This is a genomic window from Blautia sp. AF19-10LB, assembly GCF_003461245.1.
Classification (GTDB): Bacteria; Bacillota; Clostridia; order Lachnospirales; family Lachnospiraceae; genus Blautia_A; species Blautia_A intestinihominis.
Map to the genome: position 1 here is coordinate 71,086 of NZ_QTWS01000015.1, position 14,193 is coordinate 85,278.

Genomic DNA, 14,193 nt, shown 5'->3' on the forward strand with positions numbered 1-14,193 from the left:
AGTACAGGGAATTCCTGTCAAAAATCCTATTACATCAGAAGATCTTACATCCATGTCTTCCATGTTCTTTAATATAGTAAAGAGCTTTATCCGCATCTTTAAAGATATCATCCTCTGCATTATCCCGGTCAGAAAATGCAACACCGACACTTAAGGATACCGCCGGAACTCCATCCACTTCCTTGGAAAGTGTTTCATTCACAGCTTCGATCTTTTCTTCGATCGTATATTTGAGATCGCTGGTCATCTCAACCATGATGATTGCAAACTCATCTCCACCGATTCTGCATACATAGTCGATGCTACGGAAGGTTCTCTTGAGGAGGGTAGCTACTTTCTGAAGAATAGTATCTCCCATTGCATGACCATAGGTATCATTTACAGATTTAAAGGTATCAACATCTTTGGATAATGATGTGACTCTCTATTTTATGCGACTCCTTTTTCTTCCAGCCAGTCAAGAAGAAGCATTTTGCCCTGTTTCTTCCTTCTCGCCATGTGATTGAACTGAAGGATTGTCAATATTGAGAAGATAATCGTAAGTCCGATCAGTACCACAACAGACTGATGGATGCTCTCACCGCCGCAGATCGTGCTTCGGAAAGCATTTACTGTGTATGTAAACGGCAGATAATAATGAATCTTTGCCACAAAATCTGGAGAAATCTCCACCGGATACGTTCCCGCTGAACCGGCAAGCTGTACTACCATGAAGATCAGCATCAGGAAACTTCCAACTTTACCAAATGTAATATTGAAGAAATACATGATCGATGTAAAGCATGCTCCCGTCAGTGCCGCAAACAGGATCGTCTTTGTCATTTCCACTGGTGTAAATCCATCAAATACATGAAGCAGAAGGATCAGAAGAACACCCTGAAGGATTGCCACCGGATAAAGGACAGAGGCCTTGCTTGCCCACCATGCGAATCCGGATTTCAGTTTACCTTTGTATTCTGTCAGAGGATACATCAGACAGAATGCCAGGCAACCTACCCAAAGACCAACTGACATCATATACGGTGCCATTGCATGTCCATTGTTTTCTACCGTTGTGATCTTTGTCTCTTCGTCTGTGATCGGTGTTGCAAACATACTGATCGTATCATCACTTGCCTTTGTTTCTTTCACCTGCGCTGCCCCGTCGCCAAGGCTTGTTGCCAGTGTATCAGAACCATCTTCCAGTTTGGTCATTCCATCACCAAGTTCTTTGGAACCATCATAAAGCTGTGAGGATCCGTCCTGGATCTGGCCTGCGCCATCAGAGAGCTGTTCGGCTCCGCTGTTCAGTTTATTATTATTGGAAACCAGTTTGCTTGTTCCATCATGAAGTGTTTTGGTTCCGCTCGCAAGCTGTTCGGCTCCACTTGCAAGAGTTTTTGCACCTTCTGCAAGCTGTGAAGTTCCACCTGTAAGAGCACTGTTGTTTTCTGCCAGAGTAGAAACTCCGGAAGTGTATGTTTTCAGTCCCGCACTCAGCGTATTCACACCATCTGCAAGTGTTTTTCCACCATTTGTAAGTTGATTGATACCACCTGTAACGCTGCTTCCAGCCGCTTTGAGACTTGCCACACCGGATGTCAGTGTCTCGTCGTTTGCTGTCAGTGTCTCAAACCCTGCATTTAATGCTTTAACTCCCGCTGCTGCTTTTGGAAAATCCTTCGTTCCGCTTTCCAAAGTGGAAAGTGCAGAAGCTACAGAAGTTGTTCCTGCATTTACTTTCTGTGATCCGGCACAAAGCTGATCCACCGCAGCTGATACTGCATTGATCGAATCAGAAGGAACTTCCGGCATAGAAGAAATGCCTTCTTCCATTTCGTTCGCGCCAGCCTGCATCTGTGATGCTCCGCTGCTCATTTCACCGGCTTTGCTTCCAAGTGTATCTGCTCCACTGCTCAAACCGGAAGCTGCCTGTTCCAGCTGCGATGCTGTACTGTTTAACGTACTCTGTGCTCCTGCGATCTGTTCTGCTGCAGAAGCTGCGATCTGCTGTGCCTGACCAGTATACGCATCTGCATCAATACCAGATACTCCGCTCACTCCTGCATCTGCTCCGGCAAGGGAACCGATCACTGCACTGAGACTTTCGGCGGAGATCATTCCATTTTCATCTGCCTGTCCCTGGATTGCCTGAAGTACTGCAGAAGCATTTGTAATCACTGCATTTGCTGCTTCTGTCTGCTGGTTGGCTGCACTGATCTGTCCATTTGCTGCTTCAATCTGTGCATTTGCATCCTGGGCACACTGCTGTACCACCCCTGCCATGCTGTCTGCAGCCTTTGATACCGGCGCGGAAACACCCTGGAGCTGAGAAGCAGCCTGTGAGATTCCACTGCTGGCAGTACGGATCGTATCCGCTGCAGAGTTCATGCCCGCTGCGGCCTGATTCATTCCTGCTGCTGCTGAATCCATTCCCTGACTTGCGGTTTCCATTCCTGTCTTTGCTTTGTTCAGACCTGCGGCAAGTTCTTTCATTGAGTCTGCCGTTGCACTGTCTGAAAGACTATGTAACTGTTCGGATAACTGTCCCAGCCCACTTTCAAGCTGCTGTGTTCCACTCTTGAGAGAACTGTTTCCCTCAGAAACGGCTGTATTCAGCTGTGCAATCCCACTGGATACCTGTCCGATATTTTCCAGTGCAGAAAGCTGCTGCGCTCCGGCTGCAAGCTGTTCTGCTCCGGCAACATACTGTGTCACGCCATCAGCAAGTGTATTTGCACCGCTTACATACTGTGTAGTACCACTTTTCAGAGTATCCAGTCCTGTTTTCAGGCTCTGTGCCCCTTTGCTCAGACTATTTGCTCCAGAAGTAAGCTGTGCAGAGTTCGCATCCAGTTTTGCAACTCCATCTGTATAACTCTTAACCCCTTCATCAAGACTGTTTACACCACTTGTCAGTGTAGGAAGTTTTGCTGTCAGAGTTCCAACACCCTCATCAAGCTGGGAAGCACCTCTGTCAACCTGAGAAACGCCATCTGTATATTCCTTCAGGCCTTCTGTCAGAGTTTCTGCACCACTCTTGAACGTCAGTGTGCTGTCAGCAAGTTTCTTAAGATTTTTGATGATCGTCTTATTTCCATCAGAAGCAGTTTTGAGTCCGTCTTTTAATTCCTCAGAACCATCCGCTGCCTCCTGCATTCCATCTCCAACCGTTGCAATCTGGTCAAAAACCGTCTGTGTATAAGTTTCAGTCACCTTGGAAGCAACTGCCTCACGGATCTTGGACAGAGCGCTCTCGCTCATCTTGGACGCGATATAGTTGGTTCCCGGATTTGTCTCATACTTCAATTCCATTTTTTTCGGATTGTCGTCCATCAATGTAGAAGCATCTTTGGAGAAATCCTCCGGAATGGTGATTACCATATAATAAGTACCATTCTTTAATCCCTGCTCTGCTTCCTCACTGTCTACAAAATGAAAATCCAGTGCATCATTGTCCTTTAGCTCATCCACCATATCTGAGCCTACACTCAGCGTTTTGCCATCGTATTCTACGGATTTGTCATTATTGACCACTGCCACCGGAAGCTGATCCAGATTTCCATATGGATCCCACATGGATTTCAGAAACAAGCCGGCATAGATCACTGGAATAATAATGATCGCCATGACTACGATGATCAAAATCTTGTTGTTCCATAAACTTTTCCACTCGTTTTTGATCATTTATATGTTCCTTTCCTGTAATGTAAATATAATTGTAACATGCTGATTTAAACGAACTCTCTCCATCAAATAAATATTATCTTAACAATAGACAATATTCTATTAATGGTTTTAGTTTCTATTAATCAACATTATGTTGCTTTTCTTGGCAAGGTGTATTATACTAAACACGAAAAGCAGATACAACCAACAAAAAAATATCGTCATGTATATTAATAGACATATTTTTAATTAATGTCTATCACATGTCAAAAATTGACATTTTATCTAAAAGATGACGATTTTTTACCAAAAGATTAGGGGGATTTAACATGGCCGGAAAAGTTGACCGGAGAGTACGCAAAACCAAAGCACAGCTCAGAGAAGGGCTTGCACGCCTGATGCTTCAGAAAAGTATTAAGGAAATTACAGTAAAAGAACTTGTTGACGAAGTTGACATCAACCGTTCCACTTTTTATCTTCATTATACTGATATTTATCAGATGCTGCAGCAGATCGAGGAAGATGCTCTGGAAGAAATCACTCAGGTAATGCAAAATCACACGATCGATTCCAATAATACAGAAGGTGCTTTTTACTTCATCGTGCAGTTTTTCAATATTCTGGACAGCAATAAGGAACTCTGTCTTGCTCTCCTTGGACCGCATGGAGATATGGCATTCGTAGAACGGATTGAAAAGCTGATCGCAGGAACTTTCTTAAGCCAGCTTCCTGAAAAATTTCCAGAGGATGACCCAAATCTCAAATACGCTTATGCCTTTATCCTGAACGGATGTGTCGGCCTGATCCGCACATGGCTCACAGAACCAGAGCAGAAATCTGCGGAGCACATGGCAGAGCTTACCTACAAAATGATCGAAAGCACTACCCAGGGATATCTGGAAATGCTCAAAAAATAATTTTTATTCTAATGTCAGAAGCCCCGGCTGCCGCATTCATCCATGCAGTAACCAGGGCTTCCTTTTATACTTTATTTTATTCTCTGTTCTGATCAGTTATGCCATGCCAGACGTTTTACATCTGCATGAACATCACCTGTCATCCAGTCTACATCATTCGTGATCCAGTCCATGATTCCAAGCTGACGCATTTCCCATTCAACAGTCTGCTCTCTCTCTTCAACCGTTTCTTCTACTTCCATGGTAGTATCGATCTCATCATAACCAAAAATATAACCACCGGCACTCCAGATGCTGAAGTTGCTGTCCGGACCCGGATCAACAGTATCACCTCTCTGTTCGATCAGACCGTCATGGCGTCTCTTGTATTCTTCTTCACAGCCATCTTTGAGTTTAGTCATAAACATTCTGTGACGGATCAGTTCTTTGTTTTCTCTTACAACACCAAAGTTATGATACATCAGCCGCATATCTTTTCCCGGTGTGGAGATCCAGTCAAAAGTATCCTGGATTTTCGCGGTAATGGCATCTTTCGCTGCATTCTCCTCTGCGCTTAAAGCTACTCCATCCTCGTTCTCATAATAACCAAAGATCAGATCCTCTGCATTCCAGATACTGAAATTCTTTACCTTATTACGATCAAGAAATGCTGTCAGTTTCGGCCAGATCTCTCCAAGTTTTTTGCGGTAGTCATTCATCCTGCCTTCTTTTACTTTCATTGCAAATGCATGTCTTTCCATGGTAAAAACCCTCCTGTCATTTGTGCTTTTCAGACATTGCTGTCTGCATCTGCAAGCTTTTATTTTCTGATACTGATTCTATCACATCTGTATTTATAATACAATTTTATTCATGAAAGAGGATCTGGGAAAAATAGCGCACCATTCCGTCATCTGTCCAGCAAAGCATTCCCGCCGCATCTGCCATTTTCTGTGCGTCCACACAGTATGCCGACATACAGGAATTATGTTTATACGGACCGGCACTCATGATCAGCAGATCTGTCTTTCCGTCTGCTTTCATCTTCTCTGCGAGTTCTTCTGTCATTTTATTCTGCAGCAGTTTTGCTTTTTTGTATTCCGCCGGATCGTGCAGATCCTCCTGCATTGTCTGCAGCACCAGTGTTTTTTCATAACTTAATGCACGCTGTTTCATCTCTTCCACGGTTCCACTTTCGGGTGGACAGGCTGGATTTACATTATAACAGCCGCATAAATTTTCTTCACAAAATGTCCGGTATTCCGGCACAAAGACAAGCTCTTTCGTATCCATGACAGCCGCCCCGGAAAATCCCAGAAGAATAGCTTCCTGCATAAGATCCATCATAAAATCTCCCTTCTGTTATTATCGTAATTTCTCACTTTTTCTTATTATTTAAAGTAATTATACCCAATATCTGTCATAGGTCAACTATATCCCACATAAAATATATCAAATAAGCTATTCAGATAAAGTAAGCTCTTGGGCCTGTGCATTATTTTGTATTTCGTTTTATTTCTTGTCTTTTATGTGTGCATTATATCGCACTTTTTTTCTTGTATTTCTTTTTTATATATAATTTTTTATATTACGTCCCATTTATCGGATATATAAGTTTTTATAATACTATTTATAGTACTTTATTGTCGAATTTTCAAAAAAGCCTTAGTTATTTTTTTCACTATAATCATGTGCAAAGTTTTTCTTTCACTCTTTTGATATCTTTGGTATTTTCAGCTTAAACCGTCATTTATGAGAGCAAAAAAGCCGGTGCCTATCGCAGCAGCAATAAGCACCGGCTCGTTTCATTTCTTATACTATTTTTCACATTTATTCTCTCAAATCCTTGATCCGTTCAAAAATAGCTTCCCTTAGTTTTTCCACATCATCCGTTGTCTTTTTCAGTCCCGCGGCAGCGGCATGTCCTCCACCGCCAAAAGGAGTCAGCAATTCATTGACGTCAATCCATTCACCATCAGATCTGAAAGAACATCTCCATTTATTCTCAGCTTCCTCATACATGGTAAAGCTCAGCTCTATATCCTCGCAATCCCGAAGAATTTCTGTAATTGGATGGATATCTTCATAACGGATTTCTTTTTCTTTGCTCTCTTTCTGATCTACACAAACATACGCTACTTTGCCATCCAGTACACAAAACGCCTTATTTAATAAAAGGGCTTTCTTCTGTAAGCTTTCCAGCGTATCATTATGCATCGTTTTCATAATATCACTGTGTTTTACGCCAATTCCCTGCAATGTCATTACCGCATACAGAGTACTTTCCTTTGCTCTGGCAAGACCTCCTGTATCCTGTATGATTCCCAGGTAGATATAATCAGCAGCTGTTGGATGAAGTTCTAAAGTTGTCGCTTTTTCTAGACTATTTTTGTCCAGTATATAAAAAACATTCTCTGCACAGGCTTCTGAAACTTTCGTATAATTAATGTTTCCATATCCTTCATTAGATGCATGGTGATCAATAACCATTGATGCCGTAGCAGCTTCATAATATTCTCTTCCTGCCATACGCACGATCACTGCATTATCGCACACAATAACTGCAAACTTTTTTCCTTCTACGTTCGGTTTTTCAAATGGATTAAATACTTTATCTGTCTTTATGATCTTATTAGGGCCTTTATCTATTGTATCCGCCAGATATGGAAGCACTTCATACTGAGGATAGTTTACCTTTATGTAATGTGCTAATCCCATGACAGATCCTACCGCATCCCCATCCGGATTTATATGTCCCAGTAATACAACTGTATCCAGTTTATTACTGGTCATCATGTTTTCGAATTCTTTGTCAAAATCAAATTCTTTTGGCATATTTCTCCTCCTTTTCTTTTCGGTAAAAAATAAAATCTAAGACACAAGTACTACTGTATCTCAGATTTTATCTTTAGTACTATAAATGAGCAAGTTCGTGATTTTGCATAAAAGAAAGACACCTTAAATCTGATTATGTTGTATAATGAAAGTGACGAAACAAACATTTGCAACATTCACAAGAAAGAAGGTGCCTCTCGCAAATACTATAATCATTCGTCATTCATATACAACCAGTTTAAAAAATTAAATTTATGCAAATTCTATTCGAACCGGGTCATAAATCATCTTATGAGTATCCTGATCAGCATTTTTATCTCAGGATACCATGGAAAAACCACGGATTTTGCTAAAAACAGCTCCTGCCACAGAACTACGATCGCTCATTTCCTTAATTCCGGGAAATGGAATGATTCATTACTTTCAGATACATTAAAACAGTCTGTCATTGAGATTATTTATTCAGAAGCTGCACGTACCGGAAATCCTGTTTTCTGCATTGCGGATGACACGATAGCTTCAAAGACTAAGCCTTTGTCACGGGCATTACATCCAATTGAAGATGCGTACTTTCACCAGTCTCATTTAAAGAAAAAACAGGATTAGGGACATCAGGCAGTTGCTGTCATGCTTTCCTGCAATGGCATTGTACAGAACATTGCAAAGGAACTGTCTGTTCCACCAGTAATGTCTTATTTCCTTTGTGACTACTGGTATGTTTCAGAAAAAATAATCAATGCCTTTGCGCAGAAAGGGTTCCATACCATTGGTGCTTTGAAAACAAACCGTCTGCTGTATCCATCAGGAATGAAAAAGAAACTCAGCGAACTGGCTGCCGAATTGTCCGTTACACATAATGGATTTGACCTTGCGACAGTCAAAAAGCGAAAATATTATGTGTACCGATGGTCAATTGAAATATTTTTCCGCCAGTGTAAGGATAAAATGGCACTGGACGGCTATCAGCTGCGTTCTGCATAGGGGATCAAAAGGTATTGGCTGCTTATGTCACTGGCACATTTCATGTGTATAGCAGGAACTGGTGAGTTCTGCTCTTTCGAGACCGGATATCACAAGATCTGTGGCATTGTTCAGTTGGAAAAGTATCGATATCTTTTCCAATGTGCAAAGGAAAGCGATGATTTTGACTCATTTATAAAATTAGCAGGGTAGTTTTGTGCAATTTTTCAAATTTACTCATTTATAGTTTAGTATAAGTATATGAGTTACTGTTTACTGTGATTTAATTTTATCACAGCCACTTCAATGTTTCACGTGAAACATTTTAAAAATTTCAAGATATTCTTCTTCCACTACTTTAAACGGCCGCACCGTATAATCCAGATCTATGTGCAGTTTCGGCTTTTCTGTCTCCTGTTTTTCATCCAAAAGTGTTTCCAGATCGTACCACAATAGATCATCATCTATTATTTTGATCTGTGTTTCTTCCTCTGGTGTAAGTGGTGTTCCGAGGAATTTACCGTATATCACTTTCAGTAAATCGTCCTCTATTTTTCTATATGCGGACATCTCCTGCTTTAAAGGTCTTGGCACATCTGACATATAACATTCACTGGCATCGTGTAAAAGGCACGCCAGCACCAGACGTTTCGACAATCCTCTTGCATTTGCTTCTTTTGCACAGCAGATACAATGTTCTCCTACTGACCAGAATGTAGTGACATGTCCATTCCCCCGGCAGATCATAGGCAAAGCATGGGCAATATCCTCGATACAGATCAGATCGGGATCAGGATTTACAGGGTCAAAATGCCGCCTTGTATACGTTGTTATATAGCTCATCTATATTTATTTACCTTTCCTCCAGCAAAATGTCATTTAAGGCATCATACGCGTCTTCTAAGGCATCCAGAGCTTCTGTCATAGTATCCAGTTTTTTCTCTTCTGCGCCTTCATTTTCATATTGCTCAATCATATTTGCAAGAGATGCCTTCAATGTATTGAGGTTATTTGTAAGTTGCAAAAGACGTTTATCTTTGTTTTCCGATGAACCAATTTTTACGATTTTTGCCATAATCATCCTCCTTGTCCAGTTATTATTTGCGTATACTCTCACTGTAGCTGCACTTATTATAGCATATATTTATTCGTTTTTCCCGACAAATGTGCAAGCATCCCTTATACTTTGCCGGCAGCTTTTCACAGGCACCATTCACAACCAAGTTACTACGGACAATTACATATCATACATTTCATACTTATCAAGTATGTATTTTACCTTTACATCTATGCAAAAAGGGTATAACATAAAAGATACTATATACAATGTAAAGGCAGGGAAAATTTATGGACTATTCTATCAACACCAAATGTGTTCAGGCTGGTTATACACCTGGAAATGGAGAACCACGGCAAATTCCTATTTACCAGTCAACCACCTACAAATATGATACCAGTGAAGACATGGGGAAACTTTTTGATCTTGAAGCAGAAGGCTATTTTTACTCAAGACTTCAGAATCCCACAAACGATTATGTTGCAGCCAAGATTGCAGCTCTCGAAGGCGGTACCGCCGGAATGCTGACTTCTTCCGGACAGGCAGCAAACTTCTTTGCGATCTTTAATATCTGTGAAGCAGGAAGTCACGTTGTTTCTTCCTCTTCCATTTATGGTGGAACCTATAATCTGCTTGCCGTCACAATGAAAAAAATGGGTGTAGATGTGACTTTTGTCGATCCGGACTGCACTAAGGAAGAACTGAATGCAGCTTTCAAAGAAAATACAAAAGCAGTTTTCGGAGAATCTATTGCAAACCCGGCGCTTACGGTTCTGGATATTGAAAAATTCGCCAAAGCTGCTCATGCTCATGGTGTACCGCTTATCGTAGATAATACTTTCCCAACACCGGTAAATTTACGTCCGATCGAATGGGGTGCTGATATCGTAACTCATTCTACAACCAAATATATGGATGGTCATGGAGCCGCACTTGGCGGCGCGATCATTGATGCCGGTAAATTTGACTGGATGGCTCACGCTGACAAATTCCCTGGACTCTGTACTCCAGATGAATCTTATCACGGAATTACATACGCCGAGAAATTTGGCAAAGAAGGCGCATTCATCACTAAATGTACTTCCCAGCTGATGCGTGATCTCGGCTGTGCTCAGTCACCACAGAGCGCCTTCATTCTGAATCTTGGTCTGGAATCTCTTCATGTCCGTATGCCACGTCATGTCGAAAACGGACAGGCTGTTGCAGAATTCCTTGAAAAGCATGACAAAGTAGAGTTTGTAAATTATCCCACTCTTCCATCCAATAAATATTACGAGATCGCAAAAAAATATCTTCCAAACGGAGGATGCGGTGTTGTTTCCTTCGAATTAAAAGGCGGTCGTGCTGCCGCAGAAAAATTCATGAAGAATCTGAAACTTGCAGCAATCGAAACTCACGTTGCAGATGCAAGAACATGCTGTCTGAATCCTGCTACTTCCACTCACAGACAGATGAACGACGAGCAGCTTGCCGCTGCGGGAATTCCAGCTGGACTGATCCGTATTTCCTGTGGTCTTGAGGACAAAAACGATCTGATCGCAGATATTGCCCAGGCACTCGAAGCAATTTAAATGTTTCACGTAAAACATTTATTTTCTTAAATAAAAAGATGGAACTGTTATCATTTGAATTATCATTCTGATACAGTTCCATCTTTTGTTTCTGTTTATAGATTTTTTAGTTGATTCCAGAAAAATTATTCCTGTTCGTCCTCATCCATTTCCCAATGCAGCATGTGAAGTATTTCCTGCAATTTATCCAATGTCTTCTCATGCCAGATCACGAGGATTGCAGCTACTGCAGCTGCGAAAGATATTCTGCAGACAGCTTTACGGATTCGCATTTTGCGTCTGGCATCTTTCATTCCAGCCTCATACAGAAGGTATCCCATTCTGTCCTGCTTGGATTCCATACATGCGGTGTAATCGTCCACAACCTTGCGATCCTTCTCTGACAGTTCCATCTCATTCAGCTTCTGTTCCAGTCCCAACAGCTCATCTGTGTCCTGTCTGACCCATTCATCTTTTCGATAGATTCTGTCTTCTGCCCGCCATCTCATTTTTTCAAGTTTTTTACTCATTTCCATTCACGCTCCTTTTTTCATTTATTATATCATAAACAGCCCTTGATCTTATATATTTTTACGACATTTCAAAAATCACGATTCTCTCCCTTGGGTCCTGTCCCGGAAATAGATCGTTACAGGAAATTTCATCCACAAACATCAATTCATCTATCGTCATCAAATACGATATATATTCATCTGACAGATAGTAAAAAAACAATTGAATCGCTCTGGGATTCTGATAATAAGATTCAAGGATCCTGGCCATTACTTTCTCCAGAATTTCCACGGAAAACGGATTAAAGAAATACATACGGTCTGCATTCTCCGGAACCGCAAAGATTTCCGCATTCGCCAGTTCCATAGAAGTTCTGCCGCCTGAAACAGCTTTATCTTTATTTTCTACGGCCTTTTGATAAATACGTTCGTCGTATTCTATCCCTATCGATCTGCAGCGGGTCTGATATGAGAGGAAAAAATCTACCCGTCCCTTCCCACATCCATAATCAAGCAGTGTATTATTTTTCCTGATATATCCTGTATTCGCCAGACGTTCCAATACAGAATACGGTGTCGGCTCATATGGATATCTGTACTGATCTGAATTAGAATCGTCTCTTCCCATCGTCTGAATATGCAGAAGTTTATCCCATCTTGTTTCGTTTTTATCCTGTTTCATATCGCTTATATACTTCCTCTGATCAGATAATAATTCCTTCCAGATGATCCAGCTCATGCTGGCAGATCTGTGCTGTCCAGCCACTGAGTTTCTGCTTCTGCTTTTTCCAGTTCATATCCAGATATTCCACTTCTATATTCTCATAGCGCGTAGTTTTACGTACTCCCGTAAGTGACAGGCAGCCTTCCTCTGTCTCATATAGGCTATCTTTTTTGGTCAGAACCGGGTTAAACATCACCACATCTACAAATCCCATATTTACAATGATCACACACTTATTCACGCCGATCATATTCGCAGCCATTCCCACACACGCTTCCTTGTTCGCCCGAAGTGTGTCCTGCAGATCTATCCCTATCTGTATATCCTCGCGCGTAGCCTCCTCTGCTTTACGTCTCAGGAAAAATATATCTTTTACGATTGGTTTGAGCATATGTCATCTTCCACCTTTGTCTGTATTTATTACGATCATTATAACAGATTTTTCTCTCAAACATGACAGAAATATAAAAAAGCGAAACCACTTCAAATTTCGCATTTAAAGTAATCTCGCTTCAGGATAAACGTCCCGTGCGGGAATCGAACCCACATCAGACGCTTAGGAGCAAGGCACTCGGCATCTTCCTCCGGGACTATTTATGTTTTATACTGTCTTTGAAAACCCCTGATTTACGGGCTTTCTTAGCTCTCGTGGGCACTTCGCTGTCAGCTTTTATATCGTCCTTGAAAGCTCCCGTTTCAGGCATAAATGTTGGCATTTTGTTGGCATGAGCTAATAAAGTTCTCAGTACCGGATTGCCAGTCACTGTGTAGATGGCGCTCAAATCCTGCGCCAATCAATCTATCGGCTACCGACTCCGTACTTTCGCGGAATTGGTAACTCTATTAAATTTTCATCTGTTATAAATGGTCTACTTCTACATTATGCCTCAAAACTGAGGTGTTGTGTATATAAATTTTACGTCAATGGAATACTATTTGGTCTATAACGCTGATGCCTTGCTATTTCGTAAGCGCTCAGCAGACAACTTGCATAAGTACTGAGTTGGTAGGAAAGTTGGCACCTATTTGTTTATAACTTCTATAGGCAATTGTTCTTTTATCTTATCAACTACCCAATCTTGCAAATAGTAACTATTCAGTATGTTCTTAGAATACTTCTCAACGCCATCCGCAGTCAACGTAATCAAAATCTCTGTAAAAAACTTTTCCCAACTTTCATATTTTTCACATTCGACATATTCAGGAATATTATCTAAAATCTGAATTAATTTTTCGGACTTAAGAATACCAGATTTCAAAATCAAATATTCAAATGATTCTGGAAGCCATAATGAAATTCTTCGTTCTGTTTGTATCTGAAATGAACTTATGCAAGTTTCAATTAAAGAGCCAAAAGCAGCCCCATCAGCTATTACCAATGTATCTCCTAATCCCAGTTCTTTTACACATTTAATGAGATTCCCATTTCCATTAGAACTGGTAACATTACTATTCTTAAATGCGTGCATCCAGAACTGATATCCTGAATTACTATCCTCTGTAACAACATTCTGAATTTTGTTATTTTCTATAATAGGATAATTGCTATATATTTCTTTGAATTCATGATAAGATTCTTTTATATCTGTACGCTTTCCATCCGTAATAATTTCATAAATTTCATGAATGCTATAAGGTAGCATCTTCAATGGTGCACGAGTTACAAAAACAAAATAATTTCCAGATTCTTTTACATAACTGGCAAATTCCTTTGTAAATACAAATTCATTATTTTCTTCAATAAAAATAACTGTATTTTTTAACGGATATAATGCATCCTTCCAATCACGTCCCACTTCATCTCGAATATATACATAATATAATGCATTTGTAGAAACAGCATATCCTGACTGCCTTCCAATTCTCAAGTATTCATATAAAATACGTAAAAGAGTAGTCTTTCCTGTTGCACTGTCACCTTTTATAATGGTAATATTTCTTCTAATGGAAAAGTGAATTAAAAACTCTATCCTCACATGACTGAAGTCACGTGCTTCCGGACGCTTTAGGC

13 protein-coding genes and 1 pseudogene are annotated in these 14,193 nt (G+C 40.7%); 3 read left to right on the plus strand and 11 right to left on the minus strand.

Translation table 11 applies throughout. The annotated features are described in order from the left end of the window. Positions 1–34: 34 nt before the first annotated feature. Together DWX28_RS09915 and DWX28_RS09920 are read right to left on the minus strand one after the other, a co-directional pair. A pseudogene (locus tag DWX28_RS09915) lies at positions 35–406 on the minus strand (GGDEF domain-containing protein); the annotation flags it as partial. Between the two features lie 23 nt (positions 407–429). After that, positions 430–3,666 (minus strand): YhgE/Pip domain-containing protein, encoded by a 3,237-nt coding sequence (locus tag DWX28_RS09920; RefSeq protein WP_118252585.1) that lies wholly within the window; start codon positions 3,664–3,666, stop codon positions 430–432. A 311-nt stretch (positions 3,667–3,977) separates the two neighbouring features. Here DWX28_RS09920 and DWX28_RS09925 point away from each other — a divergent pair, with 311 nt between their 5' ends. Beyond that, positions 3,978–4,565, plus strand: a complete 588-nt coding sequence (locus DWX28_RS09925; RefSeq protein WP_118252586.1) for a TetR-like C-terminal domain-containing protein — start codon at positions 3,978–3,980, stop codon at positions 4,563–4,565. Positions 4,566–4,657: 92 nt separating this feature from the next. On the opposite strand, the gene DWX28_RS09930 is transcribed toward DWX28_RS09925, so the two are convergent. From DWX28_RS09930 to DWX28_RS09940, 3 genes are all read right to left on the minus strand, one after another. Then, positions 4,658–5,305 carry an L-rhamnose mutarotase gene (locus tag DWX28_RS09930; RefSeq protein ID WP_118252587.1) on the minus strand — a complete coding sequence of 216 codons (648 nt, stop codon included), beginning with the start codon at positions 5,303–5,305 and terminating at the stop codon, positions 4,658–4,660. A 106-nt stretch (positions 5,306–5,411) separates the two neighbouring features. Further along, positions 5,412–5,891, minus strand: a complete 480-nt coding sequence (locus DWX28_RS09935; RefSeq protein ID WP_022213757.1) for a DUF2284 domain-containing protein — start codon at positions 5,889–5,891, stop codon at positions 5,412–5,414. Between the two features lie 483 nt (positions 5,892–6,374). After that, complete coding sequence (locus DWX28_RS09940) at positions 6,375–7,379, minus strand: DHH family phosphoesterase (protein WP_118252589.1); 1,005 nt, start codon at positions 7,377–7,379, stop codon at positions 6,375–6,377. Positions 7,380–8,006: 627 nt separating this feature from the next. On the opposite strand from DWX28_RS09940, the gene DWX28_RS19915 reads away from it, so the two are divergent. Beyond that, positions 8,007–8,360 (plus strand): transposase, encoded by a 354-nt coding sequence (locus tag DWX28_RS19915; RefSeq protein ID WP_243002401.1) that lies wholly within the window; start codon positions 8,007–8,009, stop codon positions 8,358–8,360. A gap of 282 nt (positions 8,361–8,642) precedes the next feature. On the opposite strand, the gene DWX28_RS09950 is transcribed toward DWX28_RS19915, so the two are convergent. Both DWX28_RS09950 and DWX28_RS09955 read right to left on the minus strand, forming a co-directional pair. Next, positions 8,643–9,182, minus strand: coding sequence for a hypothetical protein (locus tag DWX28_RS09950; RefSeq protein ID WP_118252590.1), 540 nt, complete (start codon positions 9,180–9,182; stop codon positions 8,643–8,645). Between the two features lie 10 nt (positions 9,183–9,192). Next, positions 9,193–9,414, minus strand: a complete 222-nt coding sequence (locus DWX28_RS09955) for a hypothetical protein (RefSeq protein ID WP_022214261.1) — start codon at positions 9,412–9,414, stop codon at positions 9,193–9,195. A 272-nt stretch (positions 9,415–9,686) separates the two neighbouring features. Here DWX28_RS09955 and DWX28_RS09960 point away from each other — a divergent pair, with 272 nt between their 5' ends. Continuing rightward, complete coding sequence (locus DWX28_RS09960) at positions 9,687–10,967, plus strand: O-acetylhomoserine aminocarboxypropyltransferase/cysteine synthase family protein (RefSeq protein WP_022214262.1); 1,281 nt, start codon at positions 9,687–9,689, stop codon at positions 10,965–10,967. A gap of 125 nt (positions 10,968–11,092) precedes the next feature. Here the strand turns inward: DWX28_RS09960 and DWX28_RS09965 are convergent, their stop codons facing one another. The 4 genes from DWX28_RS09965 to DWX28_RS19380 all read right to left on the minus strand — a co-directional run. Next, positions 11,093–11,476 carry a hypothetical protein gene (locus DWX28_RS09965; protein WP_147342097.1) on the minus strand — a complete coding sequence of 128 codons (384 nt, stop codon included), beginning with the start codon at positions 11,474–11,476 and terminating at the stop codon, positions 11,093–11,095. A gap of 61 nt (positions 11,477–11,537) precedes the next feature. Continuing rightward, positions 11,538–12,140 carry a methyltransferase domain-containing protein gene (locus tag DWX28_RS09970; protein ID WP_022214264.1) on the minus strand — a complete coding sequence of 201 codons (603 nt, stop codon included), beginning with the start codon at positions 12,138–12,140 and terminating at the stop codon, positions 11,538–11,540. Positions 12,141–12,162: 22 nt separating this feature from the next. Next, entirely contained in the window at positions 12,163–12,573 is a 411-nt protein-coding gene (locus DWX28_RS09975; RefSeq protein WP_022214265.1) for a peptide deformylase, read from the minus strand. Between the two features lie 631 nt (positions 12,574–13,204). Continuing rightward, positions 13,205–14,193: translation initiation factor 2 (locus tag DWX28_RS19380; protein WP_158565302.1), on the minus strand; the 989-nt coding region annotated here is incomplete at its 5' end.